General features: G+C 50.5%; 24 protein-coding genes and 1 pseudogene. 10 read left to right on the plus strand and 15 right to left on the minus strand.

Annotated elements, in window-relative coordinates; all coding sequences use genetic code 11:
- The first annotated feature begins 156 nt into the window (after positions 1 to 156).
- The 3 genes and pseudogenes from dgcJ (at position 157) to HV037_RS14075 (ending at position 2771) form a co-directional block, all read left to right on the plus strand.
- Positions 157 to 1647 (plus strand): diguanylate cyclase DgcJ, encoded by a 1491-nt coding sequence (gene dgcJ, locus HV037_RS14065; RefSeq protein WP_103283898.1) that lies wholly within the window; start codon positions 157 to 159, stop codon positions 1645 to 1647.
- Between the two features lie 44 nt (positions 1648 to 1691).
- Positions 1692 to 2195: a YbaK/prolyl-tRNA synthetase associated domain-containing protein gene (locus tag HV037_RS14070; protein WP_103283899.1), complete on the plus strand. Its 504-nt coding sequence runs from the start codon at positions 1692 to 1694 to the stop codon at positions 2193 to 2195.
- Positions 2196 to 2332: 137 nt separating this feature from the next.
- A pseudogene (locus tag HV037_RS14075) lies at positions 2333 to 2771 on the plus strand (DUF441 domain-containing protein).
- On the opposite strand, the gene HV037_RS14080 reads toward HV037_RS14075, so the two are convergent.
- Complete coding sequence (locus tag HV037_RS14080) at positions 2728 to 3546, minus strand: helix-turn-helix transcriptional regulator (RefSeq protein WP_019076605.1); 819 nt, start codon at positions 3544 to 3546, stop codon at positions 2728 to 2730. The pseudogene HV037_RS14075 and the gene HV037_RS14080 sit on opposite strands and share 44 nt — an antisense overlap.
- A 99-nt stretch (positions 3547 to 3645) precedes the next feature.
- Between HV037_RS14080 and HV037_RS14085 the strand changes: the two genes are divergently transcribed.
- Positions 3646 to 4833: a CynX/NimT family MFS transporter gene (locus HV037_RS14085; protein WP_103283900.1), complete on the plus strand. Its 1188-nt coding sequence runs from the start codon at positions 3646 to 3648 to the stop codon at positions 4831 to 4833.
- 37 nt (positions 4834 to 4870) lie between these two features.
- Here the strand turns inward: HV037_RS14085 and HV037_RS14090 are convergent, their stop codons facing one another.
- On the minus strand, positions 4871 to 5578 hold the full coding sequence (locus HV037_RS14090) for a CTP synthase (protein ID WP_103283901.1): 708 nt from the start codon (positions 5576 to 5578) through the stop codon (positions 4871 to 4873).
- A 198-nt stretch (positions 5579 to 5776) separates the two neighbouring features.
- Between HV037_RS14090 and HV037_RS14095 the strand changes: the two genes are divergently transcribed.
- Positions 5777 to 6124 carry a DUF488 domain-containing protein gene (locus HV037_RS14095; protein ID WP_016152799.1) on the plus strand — a complete coding sequence of 116 codons (348 nt, stop codon included), beginning with the start codon at positions 5777 to 5779 and terminating at the stop codon, positions 6122 to 6124.
- 7 nt (positions 6125 to 6131) lie between these two features.
- Here the strand turns inward: HV037_RS14095 and HV037_RS14100 are convergent, their stop codons facing one another.
- Positions 6132 to 6380, minus strand: coding sequence for a DUF333 domain-containing protein (locus tag HV037_RS14100; RefSeq protein ID WP_103283902.1), 249 nt, complete (start codon positions 6378 to 6380; stop codon positions 6132 to 6134).
- 186 nt (positions 6381 to 6566) lie between these two features.
- Here HV037_RS14100 and HV037_RS14105 point away from each other — a divergent pair, with 186 nt between their 5' ends.
- The 3 genes from HV037_RS14105 to yoaJ are packed head-to-tail and all read left to right on the plus strand — an operon-like array spanning position 6567 to position 7815.
- Positions 6567 to 7592, plus strand: a complete 1026-nt coding sequence (locus HV037_RS14105) for a sensor domain-containing diguanylate cyclase (protein ID WP_103283903.1) — start codon at positions 6567 to 6569, stop codon at positions 7590 to 7592.
- 47 nt (positions 7593 to 7639) lie between these two features.
- Positions 7640 to 7738: a YoaK family small membrane protein gene (locus tag HV037_RS14110; protein WP_032941789.1), complete on the plus strand. Its 99-nt coding sequence runs from the start codon at positions 7640 to 7642 to the stop codon at positions 7736 to 7738.
- A 2-nt stretch (positions 7739 to 7740) separates the two neighbouring features.
- Positions 7741 to 7815 (plus strand): protein YoaJ, encoded by a 75-nt coding sequence (yoaJ, locus tag HV037_RS14115; RefSeq protein ID WP_101700011.1) that lies wholly within the window; start codon positions 7741 to 7743, stop codon positions 7813 to 7815.
- 49 nt (positions 7816 to 7864) lie between these two features.
- Here yoaJ and HV037_RS14120 read toward each other — a convergent pair whose 3' ends face one another.
- Entirely contained in the window at positions 7865 to 8113 is a 249-nt protein-coding gene (locus HV037_RS14120; protein WP_016152796.1) for a GlsB/YeaQ/YmgE family stress response membrane protein, read from the minus strand.
- Between the two features lie 359 nt (positions 8114 to 8472).
- Here HV037_RS14120 and fdhF point away from each other — a divergent pair, with 359 nt between their 5' ends.
- The gene (gene fdhF / locus HV037_RS14125) at positions 8473 to 10620 is read left to right on the plus strand and encodes a formate dehydrogenase subunit alpha (protein WP_103283904.1); all 2148 of its coding nucleotides are present in this window, start codon (positions 8473 to 8475) and stop codon (positions 10618 to 10620) included.
- 49 nt (positions 10621 to 10669) lie between these two features.
- Here the strand turns inward: fdhF and HV037_RS14130 are convergent, their stop codons facing one another.
- From HV037_RS14130 to HV037_RS14175, 10 genes are all read right to left on the minus strand, one after another.
- Positions 10670 to 11317 carry a hypothetical protein gene (locus tag HV037_RS14130; RefSeq protein WP_016156293.1) on the minus strand — a complete coding sequence of 216 codons (648 nt, stop codon included), beginning with the start codon at positions 11315 to 11317 and terminating at the stop codon, positions 10670 to 10672.
- Between the two features lie 215 nt (positions 11318 to 11532).
- Entirely contained in the window at positions 11533 to 11715 is a 183-nt protein-coding gene (locus HV037_RS14135; protein WP_003832433.1) for a DUF1869 domain-containing protein, read from the minus strand.
- Between the two features lie 3 nt (positions 11716 to 11718).
- Positions 11719 to 12081, minus strand: a complete 363-nt coding sequence (yeaR, locus tag HV037_RS14140) for a DUF1971 domain-containing protein YeaR (RefSeq protein WP_005120376.1) — start codon at positions 12079 to 12081, stop codon at positions 11719 to 11721.
- A 173-nt stretch (positions 12082 to 12254) separates the two neighbouring features.
- The gene (gene leuE / locus HV037_RS14145) at positions 12255 to 12893 is read right to left on the minus strand and encodes a leucine efflux protein LeuE (protein WP_016152793.1); all 639 of its coding nucleotides are present in this window, start codon (positions 12891 to 12893) and stop codon (positions 12255 to 12257) included.
- 140 nt (positions 12894 to 13033) lie between these two features.
- Complete coding sequence (gene zinT, locus HV037_RS14150) at positions 13034 to 13645, minus strand: metal-binding protein ZinT (protein WP_233612815.1); 612 nt, start codon at positions 13643 to 13645, stop codon at positions 13034 to 13036.
- Between the two features lie 124 nt (positions 13646 to 13769).
- A complete protein-coding gene (locus HV037_RS14155; RefSeq protein ID WP_047358586.1) occupies positions 13770 to 14360 on the minus strand; it encodes an ATP-binding cassette domain-containing protein in 591 nt (196 codons plus the stop codon).
- Complete coding sequence (locus tag HV037_RS14160) at positions 14344 to 15138, minus strand: ATP-binding cassette domain-containing protein (RefSeq protein ID WP_103283906.1); 795 nt, start codon at positions 15136 to 15138, stop codon at positions 14344 to 14346. Before HV037_RS14160 ends, HV037_RS14155 begins: the two co-directional genes overlap by 17 nt.
- A complete protein-coding gene (locus tag HV037_RS14165) occupies positions 15132 to 15944 on the minus strand; it encodes an ABC transporter permease (RefSeq protein WP_103283907.1) in 813 nt (270 codons plus the stop codon). Before HV037_RS14165 ends, HV037_RS14160 begins: the two co-directional genes overlap by 7 nt.
- Positions 15934 to 16908 carry an ABC transporter permease gene (locus HV037_RS14170; protein WP_016152788.1) on the minus strand — a complete coding sequence of 325 codons (975 nt, stop codon included), beginning with the start codon at positions 16906 to 16908 and terminating at the stop codon, positions 15934 to 15936. The genes HV037_RS14165 and HV037_RS14170 overlap by 11 nt, the downstream gene beginning before the upstream one ends.
- Positions 16908 to 18494 (minus strand): ABC transporter substrate-binding protein, encoded by a 1587-nt coding sequence (locus HV037_RS14175; protein WP_103283908.1) that lies wholly within the window; start codon positions 18492 to 18494, stop codon positions 16908 to 16910. The genes HV037_RS14170 and HV037_RS14175 overlap by 1 nt, the downstream gene beginning before the upstream one ends.
- Positions 18495 to 18926: 432 nt before the next feature.
- Here HV037_RS14175 and HV037_RS14180 point away from each other — a divergent pair, with 432 nt between their 5' ends.
- On the plus strand, positions 18927 to 21014 hold the full coding sequence (locus HV037_RS14180) for a TonB-dependent receptor (RefSeq protein WP_047498958.1): 2088 nt from the start codon (positions 18927 to 18929) through the stop codon (positions 21012 to 21014).
- A 284-nt stretch (positions 21015 to 21298) separates the two neighbouring features.
- On the opposite strand, the gene htpX is transcribed toward HV037_RS14180, so the two are convergent.
- Positions 21299 to 22180 (minus strand): protease HtpX, encoded by an 882-nt coding sequence (gene htpX, locus HV037_RS14185; RefSeq protein ID WP_003034964.1) that lies wholly within the window; start codon positions 22178 to 22180, stop codon positions 21299 to 21301.
- Between the last annotated feature and the right edge of the window lie 167 nt (positions 22181 to 22347).

The raw sequence follows: 22347 nt of genomic DNA on the forward strand, positions 1-22347 counted from the left end.
TCCTTTCTTATAAGTTGCATTATAAATACAACAATAAGAGTTAAAGGTGAAGCACGCGAATGATTTTTATTACAAAATGCCCTTCCCAGTAGCGTTAGAGCGGATGAATGCCGTGTGATAGACTGAAGTATCAGACTTACAGGGCTGTACATCATTATGCAATTGCATCATAAAGCGCTCAGGCTCTTTATCTCCGTCAGCGTAGTTGTTTTGACATTTTCTTTTTTGGTTTATGAGCTCATTGCCAGCGATAAAGCAATGAATGCGTACATGCGCTATATCAATGAGAAAGCCGACTCATCGTTTCTCTATGATAAGTATACTAATCAAAGTATTGCAGCCCATCTGATGCGCACATTTTCATCCCCCCAGGTACCCGCTTCTATCGAGCAACAAAAAGCACTTTGCAACGCTTTCGACAGCGTTAACGGCACTCATGGGCTCAACCTCACCCAGCATAACTACCTACCATTACACGGTACGTTGCAAACCCCCACTACAAAATGTAGCGAGAAACTTGAAGACATATTTCTACTGCCCTCTTTTGACCGGGCGGTAAACGTTAATCGTGAGCAGAAAGATTACGGTCATGGTTTAGGTATGCAGGAGTATAAATTTCGATATTACGTCGATCTCAAAAATAATTACGTCTATTTCTTTGATCTGGTCGACTCGCGGAAATTTGCGATACACAACTGGTCGTTTTTGCAAAAAGGAAACCTGGGTATCAACCAGAATGACATTGACGGTATTTTCACTGGCCGCACGGTAATCTCCCGTATTTATGAAGATAACCTGACCGAGAAAAAAGTGATGAGCTTTTTAACACCGGTCTACTATGCCGGTAAGTTAAAAGGCGTGGTGATGGTGGATATTAACAAAGAGAATTTAAAGAATATTTTCTATACCAGCGACCGTCCTCTCGTCTGGCGCTATCTTAACGTGACGCTTTCGGACATCAACTCAGGTAAAGAGATACTCGTTCACCAAAGTGAGAACAACCTGTTTAGCTATGTTCACTACCAGGAGGACATGCCTGGCGGTATACGCATCACCTTATCGCTTGATTTTATGTACTTTATTGTCTCCTCCTGGAAAGTATTCGCCTTCTATCTGCTGGCGACAATACTGTTGCTGAATATGGTCAGAACGCATTTTCGGCTGTATCACAACGTCACGCGTGAAAATATCAGTGACGCGATGACCGGGCTCTACAACCGCAAAATTTTAACGCCGACGCTCGAACAGCGTTTACAGCAGTTGGTAAACGCGGGCACCCTCGTGACCTTTATCGCCATTGATTGCGATAAACTAAAAGTCATTAATGATACGCTGGGGCATAAGGAAGGCGATCGCATTATCACCATTCTGGCTAGAGCTATTCAAACCTCGATTCGCAAAAACGACTATGCCATCCGCCTCGGTGGGGATGAGTTTTGCATTATCCTCATTGATTACCCCGCTGAATTAACGCCTCGTCTGCTGGAGAGGATTCGCTATAACTTACAAATTATTGCGCAAGATAAAGCAATCAGCTTCTCCGCAGGGATTTATAATATGCAGCCAAACGACACCATTGATGATGCCTACAAAGCATCCGATGCACAGCTCTACCTGAACAAACAGAAAAAACGCGCGGATGCGTAATCATTTTTCTGACAGGATTTTCATTGTTGTACCAGGAGTAAGTCATGACGGAAGTGAACAAAGGTAACGCAACGCATCAGCGTTTAATTTCGCTGTTGTCAGAACAAGGCGCGACGTATCGCGTGGTAAGCCATGAAGCGGTCGGCAAATGTGAAGCGGTTTCTGAAATTCGCGGTACCGCACTGGGCCAGGGAGCAAAAGCGCTGGTTTGTAAGGTCAAAGGCAACGGCGTTAATCAGCATGTCCTGGCGATTCTTTCTGCCGACCTGCAGGCCGACCTGAGCCTGTTAGCCAGTAATATCGGCGGGTTAAGAGCATCACTTGCCAGCCCGGCGGAAGTCGATGCACTGACAGGTTGCGTATTTGGCGCTATCCCACCGTTTAGCTTCCATCCAAAACTTAAGCTGGTCGCCGATCCGCTATTGTTTGAGCGTTTTAATGAAATTGCGTTCAATGCCGGAGTGCTGGAAAAATCCGTGATCATGGATACCGCAGATTACCTACGTATCGCGAAACCGGAATTACTCCCGTTCCGCCGCGTACAATAGCCGCCCGAGTCAGGTGTAAAAGCGTAGCATCGTGCATTAGCCCAAAAAAAATCATAATCATTAAAAAAAGCCTGTTCCGTCACGCGTTTACGCGTACAGTAAGCAGGCTTATTTTTTCTTTTGGCAAGGAAACTACGATGTTTGATGTCACTCTGCTGATCCTGCTCGGACTGGCAGCTCTGGGCTTTGTCAGCCACAACACCACTGTCGCTGTTTCAATTCTGGTGCTGATCATTGTTCGTGTTACCCCTCTGAATACTTTCTTTCCATGGATAGAAAAACAGGGCCTGACCGTCGGGATTATAATTCTAACCATTGGCGTCATGGCGCCGATCGCCAGCGGAACGCTCCCCCCCTCCACGCTCATCCACTCCTTTGTGAACTGGAAATCACTGGTCGCTATTGCCATCGGGGTATTCGTCTCCTGGCTTGGCGGGCGCGGTGTCACGCTCATGGGTAGCCAGCCTCAGCTTGTGGGCGGTTTACTGGTGGGTGGGCGTGGCGCTATTTCGCGGTGTGCCGGTGGGACCGCTCATTGCGGCAGGTCTGGTGTCATTGATTGTTGGGAAGCAGTAGCCAGTCCAGCCAGATAACGGCCTGGCGTCTGTCCCAGGCCTTTTTTGAACATGGTGATAAATGCCGTGGTCGAATCGTAACCGAGCATTTGCGCAACCTGTTGCACGTTATGGCCATCTATCAGCGCCTGCAACGCCAGAATCAATTGAAGCTGGTGACGCCAGCGGCGAAAACTCAACCCCGTTTCTTTAACGACCAGACGGGCAAGGTTCCGCTCACTCATCGCAAATACGCTGGCCCACTGTCCCAGCGTCTGCCACTGCGCGGGCTCCCCCGCCATCGTCGCGACCATTCTGCGGATTTTCGGGTGATCGGAAACCGGCAACTGCATTTGCTCCTGCGGCTGCTGCGGGAGTTCATCAAATAGCACTTGTGTCAGCCGCTGGGTAGACGGCTCCAGCCGTTGATCATCCGTTTTGGACGCCAGCGCCAGAATGAGCTCCCGACATAACGGGGCGATTTTCAGGGTGCAGCAGCGTTCAGGCATCACGACTGCCTGCGGCTCAATAAACAAAAAGCACAGTTGCGCTCCAACGGTAACGTGGTTGCTGTGTGGAATTTCACCGGGGATCCATACCGCATATTGTGGAGGCACCATCCACATAGCATTTTCAACCTCACAGGTGATCGCGCCATGCAAGGCCAGAATCAACTGCCCCTTACGGTGCTGATGCAGCGGACTGAAGAGTTCATCTTCCCGGGCTTGTATACAAAACGCCACCGCCGCATCGTGGTAAAGGTCGGGCTCATACCCATCCAGCCTCAGTCCTAACATAAAAATGTCCGTTTTTAGCGATAAACTGTCATTTTAGCTTGATTCATCCATTGAGTAAAAACGCTAAAGTATCGCCTCGCCTGACGATATGAGAAAAAAATGACAAATATGCCTTCCTCCCGCGGCAAAAACGCAGCCTGGCTGATCGCGGGGATCCTGATGATTGCCACCACGCTGCGCGTCACCTTTACCGGAGCCGCCCCGTTGCTGGATGCAATTCGCACCGACTACGGCCTGAGTACCGCCCAGACGGGACTTCTGACCACCCTGCCGCTGCTGGCCTTCGCACTGGTATCGCCTCTGGCCGCCACCGTTGCACGCCGTTGGGGTATCGAACGCAGCCTGTTTGCCGCAATGCTACTGATTTGCGCAGGTATTGCGATACGTTCGCTGCCCACGCCAGGTTTCCTGTTTAGCGGCACCGCTATCATTGGTTGCGGAATCGCGCTGGGAAATGTGCTGTTACCTGGGCTGATCAAGCGTGATTTTGCTCAGCATGTGGCAAAACTCACTGGCGCATACTCGCTGACTATGGGCGCAGCGGCGGCACTGGGTTCAGCTATTGTGGTTCCGCTGGCGCTGAACGGGTTTGGCTGGCGCGGTGCGCTGATGGTACTGATGGTCTTTCCGCTGCTGGCGCTGATTATCTGGTTACCCCAATGTCGCCAGACGGCCAATGCCAGTTTGAGCAACTCGCGCGCTTTGCATTCCCGCGCGATCTGGCGCTCGAGCCTCGCCTGGCAGGTGACGCTGTTTCTCGGGATCAATTCACTTATCTACTACGTGATCATTGGCTGGCTACCCGCCATTTTAATCAGCCACGGCTACAGCGAAGCGCAGGCCGGTTCGTTGCATGGTTTACTGCAACTGGCAACCGCCGCGCCGGGGTTATTGATCCCTCTCGTCCTGAACAGATTTAAGGATCAGCGCGCCATCGCCGCACTGGTTTCGTTAATGTGCGCCATCGGCGCAGCGGGATTCGCGGTAATGCCCGGGCAGGCTTTGCTGTGGACCATACTGTTTGGCTTTGGCTCAGGCGCTACGATGATCCTTGGTTTGACCTTTATTGGCCTGCGCGCAAGCTCAGCGCATCAGGCCGCGGCCCTGTCCGGCATGGCACAGTCCGTCGGGTATTTACTGGCTGCCTGTGGGCCACCGCTGATGGGTAAGATTCACGACCTCAATGGTAGCTGGCTGATTCCATTAGCTGGGGTCGCCGTGTTAGCAATACTGATGGCAGTGTTTGGTCTGTGCGCGGGGCGTAATCGGGAGATAGCAAGCGCATAAAGCAGCGGGCAGGTTTGAGTATAACCTGCCCGTTTTTTTATCCTCGCGCAGCGCGCAGCATTGCCTGAACTAACGGCACGGGTTTTCCCGCCAGCGCTCCACGTTCATGCTGAAAGAGTGTGCCGACAAAAAAAGGATGCGTCACCAGCTCAATGGCACGGATATCACCAGCCTCATCCCAGCCAGTCACACGAAGATCACCGCTCTCAAGCTCGGCGGCAAAATCTTCCGATACGCCATAGTTGCAATGATACCCCTCGGAGATAACACCCAGTCCGTAGGCTTTGGCAATCAGCGTATTGGCCCTCAGTTCAATATCATCCGTTTTTTCTACCAGCGAGCAGGTCAACGGTGCGATGACCATCCGCCCCGTGGTATCCGTTTCCGCATGGGCAGCATCACTCCAGCCCAGCACGTTGCGGGCATACTCCAGAATCGCATGTTGAAAACCGCCACAGGTCCCGAGGAATGGGATGCTGTTTTCACGCGCGTAGCGTATCGCGATCAGTGCGCCTTCCAGGTGCCGATATGGACTGCCAGGAACGACCCAAATAGCATCATAGCCAATCAGATCTTCACTGCTGCTAATATCAGAGGTGGTTAGCCAGTCATAATCAGCCACTAATTCCAGGACGGCAGCGGCATCGTCGATAGCAAGAGGAATGGCCTGATGCGCCACAATATCAGGGCTGTAATCACCCACCAGCGCAATGCGAAGCGTATCTTTAAACGGGGAAATTTCCATTAAGTTTTCCTTATGTCCAGACAATGAGGGACAATATAAGGAGCCTCAGCCTACCGATTTTTTGTTGGTATCACAATCCCTTAAATTGGGAGTCAGGACGGGCAGAATGTTACAATTGTCACGTTTTACGATCTTATTTAACCGTAATAAAGGTGTCGAAATATATCAAAGCAGTGGATTAATGGAGCGGATGAAAAGATGAAAATTCAATGTAAACGCGTGTATGACCCAGCAGAAAAAAATGATGGTTATCGCGTACTGGTCGACAGGCTGTGGCCTCGCGGGGTAAAAAAGACCGACCTTATTTTTAACGAATGGAATAAAGCGCTTACGCCGTCATCTGATTTACGCAAGGCGTTCCACGCAGAATTGATTGATTTCACACACTTTTCGGAGCAATATCGCGCTGAACTGGCCCTACAGCAGCAGGAAGGAAAGCGTCTCGCAGAGATTGCCCGACAGCAAACCTTAACGCTACTGTATGCGGCGAAAAACACCCAGCAAAACCACGCGCTGGTGCTGGCTGAATGGATACGTCAATGCTAACCGGATTTCATTTGCCCGTTGTCGGATGATCTCTGCGCCAGAGCACCCATTCATCAATCACTTCCCCGCCCGGTAATTTGCAGTCCGACCTTACGCCTTGCGGGGTCTGCACCGCAATCAGCGAGCCACCCTTTTGTTCACAATATACCGATGCAGGATTCGCCAGACCAATCTTCGGCGGTTTGGGGGCTTCGGGCTGAGTGGTACATCCCGCTAACACCAACAAGCCGGGCAAAATAATAGACGCCAGTTTCATATCGACTCCTGTTAAAAACCTTATCCCGGCAGGTTACCCCGACTTTCCATCTATCTCCATGTTTTACTGCCAGCTTTCAATTTAATGTTTAAATTTTGAGCGGGATGGCGTGTTTCATCTTTCATCTTGATGTTCTATCATGCGGGCCACGTTAGCCCAGTCATTACTCAGGAGCATTTACACCTCATGTCGGACATGATCCTTGCCAGAGTCTCACAATCCTTAGCCACGGAGCAGTCAGTTGAGAGCCTGGTTCGGCAACTTCTGGAGATGCTGGAAGTGGTGACTGAGATGGAATCCACCTATTTAACCAAGGTCGATTTAGATGCCCGCCTGCAGCATATTTTGTATGCGCGCAATAGCAAGCAGATGCAGATCCCTGAAGGGCTGTCCGTACCCTGGGATGAGACGCTATGCAAACGCGCCATAGACGAAAACTGTCTGTACAGCGACAACGTTCCCGCTCGCTGGCCGGAGTGTACCGCCGCCCGCGCGCTGGAGATAACCACTTTCCTGAGCACGCCGGTTCATCTTCCCGACGGAACGTTTTACGGTACGCTCTGCGCCACCAGTCGCCACCAGCACGCATTAAGCCAACGTGGCGAACAGGTGTTACATCTGTTTGCGGGCCTGATCGCCCAGTCAATTCAAAAAGAGTCGCTGGTTGCTCAGTTACGTGAAGCGAATGCCGCGCTGATTGCGCACTCTTACACCGATGCCCTGACCGGATTACCGAATCGGCGCGCCATTTTTGAAAATGTTGAGACTCTTTTTTCCCTTGCCCGACATCTCAGGCAGAAGATTATTTTTGCCTATATTGATTTGGATGATTTCAAATTGATCAATGACCGCTTTGGCCACGAGGTTGGCGACCAGTTTCTGATCCAGATTGGTCAGCGTCTGCTTCGCGAATGCGGTGACAATGATATCCTTGGCCGACTGGGTGGTGACGAATTTTTAGTCGTGAGCCTGTCACCGGAAGATGACAGGGATCCGCGGGACCGCCTGCAGCAGGTGAAAAATCAGCTACAACAGCAAATTTGTGGTGACTACCACCTGGGCGACATTCATCTATTTTATCCTGGCGCCAGTCTGGGCGTGGTGGTAATTAATCCGTTGGAGACTGATGTAAACTGCGCGCTTCACCTCGCAGACAGCGCAATGTACAAGGATAAAAAGCGTCAGGATAAAACCACTTTTGTCGTACATTAAGCCCTGCTATGCTAACCCGTCTTTAAATAACTCTGGCAGATAATCGTATGCGACTCGGTATTATTTTCCCCGTCATCATTTTCATTTCCGCTGTCGTTTTCTTATCCTGGTTTTTTATTGGCGGCTACGCTGCGCCGGGAGCATAACGATGAAAAAAACAACGCTTATTATGATTGGCGTGGCTATCATCGTCGTTCTGGGAACAGAATTCGGCTGGTGGTGACCTAAGAAAAAGGCCACATATTAGTGGCCTCTATTGTCTGTATGTTTACTTAGCTTTTGATTTTTCTGTAGATAAACAACACCACAATCGCACCGATCACCGCCACGGCGAAACTGCCGAAGTTGAAACCATCGACTTTACCAAAACCAAAGAAGGTGCTGATCCAGCCACCCACTACCGCACCGACAACCCCTAAGATAATGGTCATAAAGAATCCGCCGCCATCTTTACCCGGCATAATCCATTTTGCCAAAATCCCAGCAATAAGACCGAAAACCACCCATGAAATAATGCCCATAATTTCCCTCACTTATGTTTTTAAATTAACGATTCACTCGTCGTATAAAAGCATAGCATAGCGCTGAAAAATTAAAATTTGTGATCGCTATCACTTCTGTTTTTCATCTTTTTCCGATGTTTCATAAGGTTACATCGCTGACTTGCAGACTAATTTTGTCGCGCCTCGTCATTAATGTCGAATCGTCAGTCATTCTGCTTAACGCTTTGGCCGTCAGCCCCTGCTATTGCTGGGTTTTCACTTCTGGCACACTTTATGCTTAAACAGCCCGTCACTACGACACATCGTAGTCCGCGATGCGTATCGCGTGACTGCGTCTACAATTCGCGCTATTTCAGCATTTAACAGGTCTGTTATTGATGAAAAAAATCACCAGTGTATGCCCATACTGTGGGGCCGGGTGCAAGCTGAAGCTTGTTGTTGAGAATAACAAAATCATCCGCGCTGAGGCCGCAGAGGGTGTAACGAACCAAAATCAGTTATGCCTGAAAGGCTATTATGGTTGGGACTTTCTTAACGACACTCGCCTTCTGACTCCCCGTCTGACCCGCCCGATGATCCGTTATGAAAAAGGTGGAAAATTCACTCCCGTTAGCTGGGATGAAGCCATTCGTTACACCGCAAAACGCTTAACTGAAATCAAAAATACCTATGGCCCTCGTGCCATCATGACCACCGGATCTTCCCGTGGAACAGGGAATGAGACCAACTACGTGATGCAAAAATTCGCACGTGGCGTGCTCCATACCAACAATGTCGATTGCTGTGCCCGCGTCTGTCACGGCCCTTCCGTAGCCGGGTTACAGGAAACGTTAGGCAATGGCGCGATGAGCAATTCCATCAGCGACATTGAAAACTCAAAATGCCTGCTGATCTTTGGTTATAACTGTGCCGATTCACACCCAATTGTGGCCCGCCGGGTAATTAAAGCTCGCCAGAACGGTGCAAAAATCATTGTCTGCGACCCACGCCGGATTGAAACTGCCCGTATCGCTGACCAACATTTGCAGTTGAAAAACGGTTGCAATATGGCGCTGGTCAACGCGTTTGGCCATGTTCTCATCGAGGAGCAACTCTACGATCGCGAGTATGTACAAAAGCATGCGGAAGGACTGGAAACATACTGGGAAACCGTTAAGGAGTATGCGCCTGAAGACGTTGAACATTTAACCGGTGTTCCCGCACAGCAGGTTCGTCAGGCGATGCGTACATTTGCTGCGGCGCCATCGGCCACCGTGATGTGGGGGATGGGCGTCACCCAGTTTGGTCAGGCCGTTGACGTGGTTCGTGGTTTGTCGAGCCTGGCCTTGCTAACCGGAAATCTGGGACGCCCTAACGTCGGTGTTGGCCCGGTGCGCGGGCAAAATAACGTGCAGGGCGCGTGCGATATGGGGGTGCTGCCTAACCAGTTTCCAGGGTATCAGGACGTAACCGATTTCGCCGTCAGGGAGAAATTTGCCGCCGCATGGGGTATTGACGTTAATCAGATGGATGACAAGGTTGGAACCCGCATCACCGAAGTTCCGCATCTGGCTATCGAAGGCAAAATCAAAGCCTACTACATCATGGGAGAAGATCCGCTGCAAACCGAGGCCGATTTGGGTCTGGTCCGCGAAGGATTTAACGCGCTCGATTTTATCGTCGTGCAGGATATCTTCATGACCAAGACGGCGGAAATGGCCGATGTCCTCCTGCCTGCCACCTCATGGGGTGAACACGGTGGCGTCTTTACCTGCGCCGATCGCGGTTTCCAGCGTTTTGAGAAAGCGATTGAACCCACCGGTGATGTAAAGCGTGACTGGGAGATTATCAGCCTGCTGGCCAGCGAAATGGGTTATCCAATGCAGTATCAAAATAACCAGCAAATCTGGGATGAGATGCGCGAGCTGTGTCCACTGTTCTACGGCGTGACCTATGAGAAAATGGGTGAGATGGGTCATGTTCAGTGGCCATGTGCGGATCTCGATAGTCCTGGTACGCCCTACCTTTACGCGCACAGCCAGTTTGATACCGCCAATGGCAAAGGCAAACTGTTTGCCGCACCGTGGCGAGCGCCAGCAGAAGTTCCTGATGAACAATATCCGCTGGTGCTGTGTACCGTGCGTGAGGTTGGGCACTACTCCTGCCGTTCGATGACCGGCAACTGCGCAGCGTTGCAAGCGCTGGCAGACGAGCCTGGGTATGTGCAAATCAATACCCATGATGCTGAAAAAATGGGTATTCGTCATCGCGATCTGGTATGGGTCAGCTCGCGCCGCGGTAAGGTTATCAGCCGCGCGGATGTCTCCGAGCGCATCAATGTCGGAACGGTCTATATGACTTATCAATGGTGGATTGGCGCGTGTAACGAGTTAACCCAGGACAATCTCGATCCTATTTCGAAAACGCCGGAAACCAAATATTGCGCCGTAAATATTGAACACATTACCGATCAGGGGTGGGCAGAAAAATATGCCGCACAAACGTATAGCGATATGAAGTCACGTCTATGTGAGGCTATTGCGTAAGTCACCGCCATCATCTCCTGAGTCTGGCTTTCCAGACTCAGGCCTTATCTCATGACTTCGCCAGCTGTGGTTCACTGAAGCGGATGGATGCAGCTTCCTCCTGCTTATCCCGCCGCATAAAGCCGAGGTTCATCAGAAACAATCCCGCCATAAACGGTAGTTCGTACAGTTCTTCAATCAGATCGCCATACTGAGCATTGTGCAGAAAGATGGGAGCCAGCAGACGATGATGCTCTACCGTATCGGAGATCAAAAATGCACAGGTGGTGATCGCTAACAGCCACAGAGGTAGCGGTTCATTGCGAAAGCGACGGGCAATATCCTGGCGTAAGCGCTTCGAAATCAGCACTGGCAGAATAATCATGGCAATCAATACCACTGAGATAGCCCGGAACAGGAGTTTGGGATGCTCAGGAAAATAATCGCGGCCCCAACTTGTGCTTCGACCCAGTAATACCAGCCACCACGCTGCCGCCCAAAGCCAAAATTGCTTCTCGCCTTCGGGACGTGATAAGGGCCTGATGTAGCTGAGTGTAAATATGGCACCAAACAGCAGCCATAGCGCCTGGCCATTTTCAATCCAGCTGACGACAGTACCGTTGAGTAGCGGGAGATGCCAGTTCGCGGCGAACGGGATCGCCACGATGGCTAATCCGAGAATGATTGTGGGTAATGTAAGTCGGGTATTGAGTTTCATAAGCGCGATGTTCTGTTTTATATCTGTTTCGCGATCATAACCCCTGTGAATGATCAACTATTAGCAATCAATGCGAATCTCTTAAGGTATTCTTAAGGAATCCTTTCAGGATATTTCCCTGTTTCGCCCAGAAAAAAAACGCACTGCGCCGTCAAAGCGCAGTGCAGTTTTTAGATTAAAAACTAATATACTCAATCAGTAGCAGTGAATAATGCCTACCACCCGCAGACTTCGTGCTCATTTTCGGTATCGTACGAACGCACGGTATTGACCAGATCTTTGACCACTTCAGCTGCCACATCCGGCACCAGTAATGTCATTGGCGCCTCTGTTTCATAATCAACAGAAACACCGTTGCTGTTATTGGTCACGGTTACGGTATAGGTTGCTTTACCCATGATTTACTCCTTGCCGGTGCGCACGACTTTTCGTTGATTTGCACTCTCCATCAGAACTTCCGGGGCGACGAAAAAATCGATATTAAAGTAAGTGTCGTCGGTCATCACTTCGATGTTATGCCATTTTTCCGGTGGAAAAACGCCAAACTGACCGGCTTCAATAATCATCACCTCTACTGGCTCCGGACTGTGTTCGTCTGCGTATCCGAGATATTTGACCGCCCCCTGCATAACCGAAAGTCGAGGATAAACCCCGGCTCGGGTCCCTTTATCAAGGTGGCGTTCGAAAATTCCGGCAGGCGCCGTTTCTTTGTTCCAGAATGGCGTAGAGCGTGTATGGATATGATTCTGTGGAATTTGAAGCATTTTTCTTCCCTTTTCCAGTCGACAACCAGCGAGTCATATTGAACCGCTGCTGTACACAGGGTACGCCTCAAAATATACATTTAAAATACCATTTATTGGTTACAACCCTACGATTATAAATGAAAAGCAGAGCTCAATATTAAAGGCCCGCCGCAATCAGCGGGCCGATGGCATCACGATTGAAGCGTGGCCAGACGGGCGGCAAAACCAACGAAAATCAGGCCGATAAGGGAATTCCCCACTTTCGCCAGTTTCTTCTTCGTACGGATATATTGCGTCACAAACGCGCCGGAGAAAATAAGGAAGCTCAAATAGAAAAAGCTCACTATCTCAAGCGTAATAGCCAGAATAAAGAATGACAGCCCTGAATGCGGCGCATTGACATCAATAAACTGCACGAAGAACGACACATAAAACAGAATAGCTTTGGGGTTGGTCAGGCTCAGGATTAATGCGCGCTTAAAAATAGCGCCAAACGGGACTTCCTCGGGCGCGGCGTCGCTTGCTTTCGATTTCAGTGTTGCATACAGGATCTTCGCGCCAAGATACAGTAAATAGAAAGCGCCAAGATAACGAACGATATTGAACAAAACAGGCGTTGTTTTAATCAATGCAGCAACACCGGCATAGGCCAAAAACATCAACACGGCATCACCAATAAACACACCGCTGGCGGCGAGATACCCCCCCTTTACTCCCCTACCGACGCTGTTCTTCAGCACAAATATCGTATTTGGCCCCGGTACCAGCACGATAAAAATAGCCCCCACCAGATACGTCCAGTAATTCAGAACTCCATACTCTGCGAACACGTTAACCTCTTCCTGAAAAAACACATGCACTTGCTGCGATACAATATGCTAACGAATGCGACAGGTGATGGAAAGAGCAGGTAATTAATTAAAAAAACCCGCCACTGGTGGCGGGTGTGTACAGATAATGTTAGCCCGGATTAATGGTGCAGCATCTCATCCACTACTTCTTCGCCCTTCAGCTGATAAGGGTAGTAGGTAGGCCAGTTTTTCATCTCCTCAAGCAAGGCAGCCTGCGAGGTATTTCCCATAAAGATATGGAAGTGGCTCGATTTACGCGGCGCGATAATATGATCGCTGAATTGCACGTATTTAGGCGCTTTGCTGTCAGCGGCTTTACACTCAAACAGATACCGTACACCTTTCTTGCCTGATTTATAGTGCAAGATTTTATACCCGGCATAATCGTATTTGCACGATGCGACCTGATTACCGGTGTGAAATTCCATCACGCCATCTTCGATGCCGATGGTGTCTACATTGGTTGCATAGCCTGTACGGTAATAAGCTTTAATTTGTTCTGCCGTTTTGCTTTTATCTTTCTCCGCTTTCTTTTTGAAAACCGGATCAAGTTCGCCACTGACCAGATACGGATAGACAGATTGCCACATGCCATCCCAGTCGGACAGCGCCCGGTTCTGCACCTGGTTATCATCAAATACCCCTTCCGACGCCTTTTGTTCTGCTTCACTCATCGGCGCACCATGGGAATGATGACCATGCGCCAACACCTGCCCACTGACTAAAAGCATCCCCAGAGCGATTGTCAGTTTGTTAAAACGAATAGCCAAAATTTCACCCTCAAATCGTTTGCGAGTGAATTGTTATAATATAACATAACAATTTAATCAATAGACATTACTGCACGTTATTGCCTCACGCTTCAATGAGTTTTCTGGAGCAGATCTGATCAAGCAGAGCCTGCTGATGGCTGATAATGAGCATACCTAATGGCCGACGCTGGCACTCTTCAAGCAGCAATACCCAGATATCTTTTTGAATGGAAGGATCGAGCTGGGCGGTAATTTCATCGGCAATAAGAAAACGTGTCCGCGGATCCAGCGCGCGAAGTAAAGCAATTCGCGCCAGTTCACCGCCAGAAAGCTGTCCGGGACGGCGGGTTAACCACTCAGGGTTGATGTGAAGACGGGTAAGCAGTTCAGCATCAGGTCGCCAGGCATCATAAACCGCATCGCCGGTACTGCGCCGCGGATTAAAGGTTAACTCCGGATGCTGTGGCACCAGTTGCACCGGGCAATACTGGTGCATAGGCAGCGGTTGGTCATCAACCAGAATGTCACCCGAGGTCGGTTTTTGCCAGCCCGCCAGTACGCGTCCCAGCGTTGTTTTGCCGGTTCCGCTGGGTGCACAAACCCCAATGCGTTCTCCGGGGCGCAGAGAGAAGTTCAGATTTTGCCATAGCACCTTTCCTCCCTGACAAATCGTCACCTCACGACAGCACAGCATCGCGCTCTCCAAAAAGTTGATTTCTTTCAGGCAGCGCACGCCATTGGCGTTGCAGATGCTCGCTGATCTCTCCGCGTAACAGCTGTTCCCGGCTGACGTTATCCGACACCCTTCCCTGATGCAGCGCGACAATGCGGTCCGCGTGGCGAGCGGCCAGCGTAAGGTCGTGCGTTACCCATAAAACGCCAGCCCCTTGCTCACATTGCTCACGTAGCTGTTCAAGCAGTTGATTAGCCAGCGGTGCATCAAGCCAGGCGGTAATTTCATCCGCCAGAATATAGCGGGCCTGACTCAGCGACGCGTGACAGGCCAGAACACGTTTCGCCATCCCCCCTGAAAGCTGGCGTGGGAAGGCATCTAATACGCGACTTTCCAGTTGGCTACGCTGGAGCAATCGTTCAATTTTTCCGGCATTCCAGGCCTGGCCGGAGAGCTGACTTGCCCTGCGCAGATGCTTTTCAATCGAGAGCAGCGGGTTAAGTGCCTGAACACCTTGCGGGACATAGCTGAAAGTATTGCCACGACATTTGCGAATATCATCACTGTCCAGCGTTTTCCCCTCCAGGGTGATGGAGCCGTTGAAACGCAAATTGTCCGGTAAGAGATCAAGCAGACATTGCAGCAACAGGCTTTTACCTTCCCCACTTCCCCCAACTAACGCCACCATCTGACCTGGCGCTACATCGAAAGAGATATCCTGCAACAGCGAAGACCAGTTTCTCGCGCCGTACCAGCGATAACGCGCCACGTCCAGCGAGATCTGTCTTAAACTCAACATGCGTCACCTCGTAACCATAAACGATGCACTGCCCTTGCGAACTGATCGAATAACATAACCAGACTGAATAGCATCAGCCCGGGAAACAGCACTAACCACCAGTCGCCATGACTGATAAACCTCAGCGCATCAGCCAGCAGCAGGCCCAGCGATGGTTCATGTGGCGCCAGCCCAAAACCGAGGAAGCTCAACGCCGCGCTGTGCAACACCGCGTGGGGAAACATCAGCAAGGTTCCCGTTAACCACTGGGGTAACAATGCCGGGAGATAGTGATGCCGCCAGCAGTAAAAATGTCCGTGTCCCAGACGCCAGGTCAATGTCAGATAGTCACTGTGGGCCACGCGCTGCGCTTCGGCACGCAGGATTAGCGCCAGACGCGGCCAGTGGGTCAACGCAACCGCCATAATCACCCCATTTTTTCCGCCGCCCAGCGTGAAACAGATCAATATGAGCAACAGCAGATGCGGCATTGACAGCATGGCATCGGTAATCAGACGCATTAGTACATCCAGACGCGGATGTATACGTGAAACAGCCGCCATCAGTAATGCGATGAAGCCGCTGCACAACGCCGCGCCAATACCAATTTGCAGACTGGTTAACGCGCCCTGAAAGCAACGAATCCACAGATCGCGACCGAGGTTATCGGTGCCAAACCAATACAGCGCATCAGGCGGTAAATGACGGGCAAGCAGATTAACGCTCAATGGGTTATCCAGCGTCGCTGCGCCATACACCGCAATGCATAGCAGGCAGCTAAAAGAGAGCAGAAGACGAATCAGCGTCGGCGTCGGATTATAGAGCATCAGGTCGCTCCAGAGCACGGTTCAACACATGGACAAGCCAGGTAGACAGCGAGTTGCCAATGAACACCAGTATGGTACTGAACAACACAATTCCCATCAGTAACGGCAGATCGCCGCGTAATCCGGCATCAATAGTGGCCTGTCCCAGTCCCGGATAAGCAAAAACTTTTTCCGCCAGCAGTGCGCCGCCCAGCAGTTCTCCCAGCGAGGCGAACTGCAGGCACAGCGCGGGCGTGATAGCGTGGCGCAGAACCTGATGACGCAACAGCGACCAGCCTTTATCTCCCTGCGAACGCGCAAAACGGACAAAATCGCTTTTCATCACGCTGGCGATACTTTCCCGCGTATGAAGTGTAATTTGGCCAAGTCCCAATAAACTTAGCGCGCAAACGGGCAGCACTAAATGGCGCAGACGCTCAGCCAGCGTGGCCATATCGCCACTGTTGCCCGGCTCCCACGCGCAGCAGACCGGAAATACCGGCCAGCGCACGGCAAATAACGCCAGCAGCAGCATGCCAATCCAGAAGGTCGGCAACGACGAAAGCAGATAGCTGAGTCGACAGATTGCTTTATCCGGCCAGCGATTCAGATAACGACCCGCGACAAACCCCATTGCCGTTCCCAGTATGCCGGAGAGCAGCCACGCGCCGCCAAGCAAGGCAAACGAAGTCGCAAAGCGCTCCTTGATTACGCTGGCAACCGGTGCATTAAACAACATTGAGTAGCCGAGATCGCCCTGCAATACACGTATAAACCAGTGACCAAAACGCTCCCATAACGGCTGGTCTAATCCCCAGCGCGCAGCGATACGCGCATATTGTTCCGGTGGCACGTGCAGGAGATCGTTGCCGATATAGGCGCGAATCGGATCGACAGGAGAAAAGCTGAGCAGCATAAAAGTGCCAGCCGCAACCAGCACTAATAACACTATCAGCCGTAGAAAATGGCCTACAACAGACTTCATCAACGGCAGGTCCAGGTCCATTCATCCAGATTATTGAGCAGGGACCAGCTACCGTGGATCTCCGGCGCGCCTTTGCCTAAGTCAATACACGGATTTGCCAGATAAGTGTGCTGAATGTTCAGCAGCCATGCCCAGGCGGCATCGCCCTGCACCCCAGCCCCTTGCTTGCCATCCCACTCCACCTGTTGCCAGAAAGGAAACGCTTTTTGCCAGTCCGGAGCATCAATGGCCTGTTTAAGATGTTGTTCAACGACGGGATTGCTGTAATAGCCTGGATTGTAGTATTCCACGCCCGCGGCCTGATTGCTGTAGTGATGGAAAAGCTCCATCGGATCCAGGCTTCCCCAGCCAAACAGCGTCGGATTCGCATGCATATGCCGCTCAACGGTTTCCCAGCTTCCGGATTGCAGCGAGACCTGAATACCCACGGGCTCCAGCATCGCACGTACGGCCTCGGCTAAATCCCGGCGCGTACTGTCTCCGCTGGCGTACCATAGAGTCAGGCGAGCCTCTTTACCGTCTTTCACACGTACGCCGTCTTTCCCCACCTTCCAGCCGGCGTCTTCCAGAATCATCCGCGCTTTTTCGCTGTCGCCATCTTTGAACGCAACTGACTGTCCCTGCCATGGCAGGCCCTGAACCGCGCTATACGCCGGAATCACATGACCTTCCATGACCTGATCGGCAAGTTGTTTACGATCGATGGCGTAGTTGATGGCGCGTCTGATGGCGATATCAGCCGTGATATCGTTACCGATCGGATAACCATTGGCGTCTTTTTTACCCGCAGGGACCATTGGGAACACAATGCCACGGTTTTCCACGCTGTCGCGTACCCAAAGCTTCAAATTCTGCTGTTGAGGGGCGACCGCCATCGAAGGCGCAATACGCACGAGTCCCAGTTGACCACTGCGCGCTGCGGCATAAGCGTTATCTTCATCAAGGAAGACAAACACCAGCTTACTAAAATCATTTTTCTTACCGGCATACCAGGGGTTCGCCTCCACGATCAGCTGCTGCCCCGGCTGAAAACTCACCAACCGATAAGGGCCCGCGCCAATCGGATTTTTGGCGAATGTTTTTTCGTCATACCGTTTTTCGGGAACAATACCCAAAGAGCCCAGCACGTTCACAAAGGTGCTCTGCGGGCTGCGCAGCGTGATTTCTACCGTGCGGTTATCTTTCAGGCTGGCATGAGTAAAGTTTCCCATGTCGATTTTGCCGCCGCTCTTTGCGGCTTTATTATAGGTGAACACCACATCTTCAGCGGTTAGCGGGGAACCATCGGAGAATTTAAGGTCAGGTTTTAACGTCAACGTCCAGGTTTTGCCGTCAGCACTGGTTTCAACTTTTTCCGTCAGCAGGTTACCCCAGCTCATATCTGCGTTTTGTTTTAATAATGGTGCATGCAAAAGCAAATAGCTGCCATGACTCCAGCCCAGCATCGGGTCAAACCCTTCCGTTGGCTCAGGTCCAATTGCCAGCTTCAACGTCTGACCCTCGCTCACATTTTGCGCGGCGAGAAGTGGTGAGGTTAATGCGAGAGTCAATGCGCACGTAAGCAGTGCCAGCTTGCCTTTAATCATTATGTTATCCAGATTTGCGTTATTTTTATGCCGCTCAACGATTCATTGCCGTTAAACGGTCTCCTGGGGAAGGGATTATGGCGGACTGAAATGACGAAAAAAATGATGCGGCGCAGAAAAGTATGACGATTCTCTAAAATTATCATACTTTTTTCTGATACTCCTAATTGAGTACCTTCTGAATCGCAGAAAATAGATTAAATGTTAGTCATTCAATTAATGGCAAATTAATTACAAACTAATGATTACAAATACTAATTATTGGTCATTTCCGCTATTTACTTAGCTAAAACTAATGACAATTTATGTATATTTATTCAAGAAAAACACCAGAAGTGATAAGTTATGTAAACACATAATGATAATTATTTTTATTATCATTCCCATCAATTATCTTACTTCCTTTGAATTTTTAACAAAGGAAGTTTGACTATGCGCTTAAAACCTGTTGCTTCTGTTGTTCTGTCCTGTTTAGGATTTTCCAGTCCCCTGGCCTTTGCTGAAGATGTTATGGTGGTAACCGCTTCCGGTTACGAAAAGAAAATCACCAACGCTGCCGCCAGCGTCTCCGTTATTTCACAGCAAGAGTTACAAACCAATAAATATAATGATTTAGGCGAAGCCTTGCGTTCTGTTGAAGGGGTGGATGTCGAAAGCAGCACCGGTAAAACCGGTGGTCTGGAGATCAGCATTCGTGGCATGCCCGCCAGTTATACCCTGATCCTGATTGACGGTATTCGTCAAAACGGCAGCAGCGATGTGACGCCAAACGGCTTCTCAGCTATGAATACCAGCTTTATGCCTCCACTGGCGGCAATCGATCATATTGAGGTGATCCGCGGCCCGATGTCGACGCTTTATGGCTCCGACGCAATCGGTGGCGTGGTGAATATCATCACCAAAAAAAGCACCGATAAATGGAGCACCTCCATCAATACCGGCGTTAACCTGCAAGAGAGTAATAAATGGGGTAACAGCACGGTCGCCAACTTCTGGTCAAGCGGCCCGTTAATCGCTGGCGTACTGGATATGCAGGTTCGGGGTAGCACCACCCAACGTCAGGGTTCCAGCGTTACCTCCCTGAGCGATACCTCCTCCACCCGCGTACCTTATCCTACCGAGTCAGAAAACTATAACATCGGCACGCGACTCGACTGGAAAACGAATGAAAGCAATACGCTATGGTTAGATCTCGACTCCGCCAGACAGCGCTATGATAACGATGACGGTCAGTTGGGTAACCTGACGGGGGGTTACGATAAAACGCTGCGCTATGAGCGTAACAAAGTCACCCTCGGCCACGATACCGCCTTAACGTTCGGCACATGGAAATCCTCCCTCGGCTGGAATGAAACTGAGAACAAAGGACGACAACTGGTCTCCTCCGCACTCACGCCAGAGAACGCAGGCCGGGCCGGTGACGCACGTGAACTGAAGAACACTAACGTCATTCTGGACTCAGTACTGCTGACACCATTAGGTGATTCGCACCTCTTAACCCTCGGCGGGGAATATTGGGATGCGCGGATGAAAGACGGTGTGGTGCTGGCCAATACCGGCGAAACGTTCCATCAAAAAACGTGGGCAGCCTATGTAGAAGATGAATGGCATATTCTCGACTCGTTGGCCTTAACCGCAGGGACACGCTACGAGCATAACGATGTCTTTGGCGGTCATCTCAGCCCACGCGCGTATATGGTTTGGGACGTATCCGACGAATGGACGCTCAAAGGCGGCGTGACGACAGGTTATAAAGCACCATCACTGAGCCAGTTACATAACGGGATCAGCGGCGTAACCGCGCAAGGAACCGTGAATACGGTCGGTAATCCGGACCTGAAACCTGAGGAAAGTATCAGCTACGAAACCGGGCTGTATTACGAGAACGACACCGGGCTGAACGCCAACATTACCGGCTTCTATACCGAATACAAAAATAAAATTGTCTCGTATTCTATCGATGATAATACCAACAGCTATACCAACAGCGGAAAGGCAAGGACCGATGGCGTTGAATTTGCCAGCACCTTCCCTCTGTGGTCGGATGTGCTGACTTTATCCCTCAACTACACCTACACCCAGAGCAAGCAAAAAGATGGTGACAATAAAGGCGCGCCGTTAAGCTACACGCCAAAACATATGGCTAATGCTCGCCTGAACTGGCAGGCAACGGAAGATATGAATGCCTGGCTGAGCGCACGTTATCGCGGTAAAGCTCCACGCTTTACCGAAAATTACAACAACCTCAGCGCAGTACAAAAGGCCGTCTATGACGATAAAGGCGCTGATTTAAAAGCCTGGACCGTTCTCGACATGGGAATGTCTTATAAGCTGACCAAAGATCTGACGCTGAATACGGCGGTCAATAACGTGCTGGATAAAGACTTTAGCGAGGTTAAACTTTATCAGGTAGGCCGTAATAGCACCTACGCAGGAGATTACTATCAGACTGCGCAATCCACTACCGGATATGTAAACCCGGGCCGTAACTATTGGGTATCGTTAAACTACCAGTTCTGATTTAGTTTTTTCCTACCAGACGGGCTGTCAATGATAGCCCGTCGACCACTGGGTTTCACCAAATGCCCGGCACTGTTCTTTTTGCCAGCCAGCGGGGCTCCAATGTTTTTACCAGAGATAAAGCGACAAGGAATATTTTCGTCCCCGGCAGAGAAAAATGACGGAATGAGAGGTAAAGCTGAACTGGGACAGAATAGTCTGGACGAGGCTTTAATCGATAGCTTTAAATAGCCATTATGTTTTATGAGTCACGGAGCAACGGGTGCCCCGTGACAGCCATTAACTTACTTCAAATACTCTCCGCTGCGCAGCGCTTCAATACGTTTATCCAACGGCGGGTGAGTCATAAACAGCTCACTCAACGACTTGGATTTACCGTTGATGCAGAACGCCATCATGCTGGTCGCTTCCTGCGGCTCATAGCTGGTTTTCAGACGCTGCAGCGCGGCGATCATTTTCTCACGCCCCACCAGTTTTGCTGAACCGGCATCCGCATGGAATTCACGATGACGTGAGAACCACATGGTAATAATGCTCGCCAGAATACCAAACACCAGTTCCAGCACCGTCGCCACTGCGAAGTAGATCAATGGGTTGCCGTTACTGCCCTCACCCTCATCGCGGTTTCCGCCCATAAAGCCAGCGGCAATTTGCGCCAGAATACGTGAGATAAAGATAACGAAGGTGTTCACCACACCCTGAATGAGCGTCATGGTAACCATATCGCCATTAGCAATGTGGCTGATTTCATGCGCGATAACGGCTTCAGCTTCGTCCGGGCTCATGTTTTGCAACAGGCCTGTACTCACAGCCACCAGCGAAGCATCCCGGCGCGCACCGGTGGCAAACGCGTTAATATCTGGCGCATGGTAGATTGCAACCTGCGGCATAGCGATCCCAGCCTGGCGAGCCTGATTCGCTACCGTATTCATCAGCCAGCGTTCTCTTTCATTGCGAGGCTGTTCGATCACTTCCCCACCAACGGATTTTAACGCCATCCATTTGGACATCAGCAGCGAAATGAAGGAACCACCAAAACCAAACAGCAGTGCCATGATCAACAAGCCTTGAACGCTGCTTGACTGAATCCCTGTCAGGCTCAATACCAGCCCGAAAACGACCATCACAGCCAGGTTCGTCAGCAGGAAGAGCGCGATTCGCATCATAATTTTCTTTTAACCTCAATTTAACAAAACGCACTATGCGATTACCCATATCGTATGGGTCTTATGGCTATTTTCAAGCATCCATAGGTGCTAAGTCACCAGAAAGACACAACTTTACATTTTATCGTATCACACTGACGTCTTCATGCGCTTGTTAAAAAAACAGG

Origin of the sequence: Citrobacter sp. RHBSTW-00017 (assembly GCF_013797615.1) — a bacterium.
Classification (GTDB): Bacteria; Pseudomonadota; Gammaproteobacteria; order Enterobacterales; family Enterobacteriaceae; genus Citrobacter; species Citrobacter braakii.

Coding starts and splice junctions, on each gene's coding strand:
- HV037_RS14100 (WP_103283902.1), bottom strand. CDS start 6,380: ATGAAACTGGCGTCTATTATTTTGCCCGGCTTGTTGGTGTTAGCGGGA.
- HV037_RS14170 (WP_016152788.1), bottom strand. CDS start 16,908: ATGAAGTCTGTTGTAGGCCATTTTCTACGGCTGATAGTGTTATTAGTG.
- HV037_RS14175 (WP_103283908.1), bottom strand. CDS start 18,494: ATGATTAAAGGCAAGCTGGCACTGCTTACGTGCGCATTGACTCTCGCA.
- HV037_RS14070 (WP_103283899.1), top strand. CDS start 1,692: ATGACGGAAGTGAACAAAGGTAACGCAACGCATCAGCGTTTAATTTCG.
- HV037_RS14080 (WP_019076605.1), bottom strand. CDS start 3,546: ATGTTAGGACTGAGGCTGGATGGGTATGAGCCCGACCTTTACCACGAT.
- zinT (WP_233612815.1), bottom strand. CDS start 13,645: ATGCTTTTAGTCAGTGGGCAGGTGTTGGCGCATGGTCATCATTCCCAT.
- fdhF (WP_103283904.1), top strand. CDS start 8,473: ATGAAAAAAATCACCAGTGTATGCCCATACTGTGGGGCCGGGTGCAAG.
- HV037_RS14155 (WP_047358586.1), bottom strand. CDS start 14,360: ATGCTGTGCTGTCGTGAGGTGACGATTTGTCAGGGAGGAAAGGTGCTA.
- HV037_RS14135 (WP_003832433.1), bottom strand. CDS start 11,715: ATGGGTAAAGCAACCTATACCGTAACCGTGACCAATAACAGCAACGGT.
- HV037_RS14130 (WP_016156293.1), bottom strand. CDS start 11,317: ATGAAACTCAATACCCGACTTACATTACCCACAATCATTCTCGGATTA.
- HV037_RS14120 (WP_016152796.1), bottom strand. CDS start 8,113: ATGGGCATTATTTCATGGGTGGTTTTCGGTCTTATTGCTGGGATTTTG.
- HV037_RS14105 (WP_103283903.1), top strand. CDS start 6,567: ATGTCGGACATGATCCTTGCCAGAGTCTCACAATCCTTAGCCACGGAG.
- HV037_RS14160 (WP_103283906.1), bottom strand. CDS start 15,138: ATGTTGAGTTTAAGACAGATCTCGCTGGACGTGGCGCGTTATCGCTGG.
- HV037_RS14180 (WP_047498958.1), top strand. CDS start 18,927: ATGCGCTTAAAACCTGTTGCTTCTGTTGTTCTGTCCTGTTTAGGATTT.
- yeaR (WP_005120376.1), bottom strand. CDS start 12,081: ATGCTTCAAATTCCACAGAATCATATCCATACACGCTCTACGCCATTC.
- HV037_RS14165 (WP_103283907.1), bottom strand. CDS start 15,944: ATGCTCTATAATCCGACGCCGACGCTGATTCGTCTTCTGCTCTCTTTT.
- HV037_RS14095 (WP_016152799.1), top strand. CDS start 5,777: ATGAAAATTCAATGTAAACGCGTGTATGACCCAGCAGAAAAAAATGAT.
- HV037_RS14090 (WP_103283901.1), bottom strand. CDS start 5,578: ATGGAAATTTCCCCGTTTAAAGATACGCTTCGCATTGCGCTGGTGGGT.
- HV037_RS14085 (WP_103283900.1), top strand. CDS start 3,646: ATGACAAATATGCCTTCCTCCCGCGGCAAAAACGCAGCCTGGCTGATC.
- HV037_RS14110 (WP_032941789.1), top strand. CDS start 7,640: ATGCGACTCGGTATTATTTTCCCCGTCATCATTTTCATTTCCGCTGTC.
- dgcJ (WP_103283898.1), top strand. CDS start 157: ATGCAATTGCATCATAAAGCGCTCAGGCTCTTTATCTCCGTCAGCGTA.
- htpX (WP_003034964.1), bottom strand. CDS start 22,180: ATGATGCGAATCGCGCTCTTCCTGCTGACGAACCTGGCTGTGATGGTC.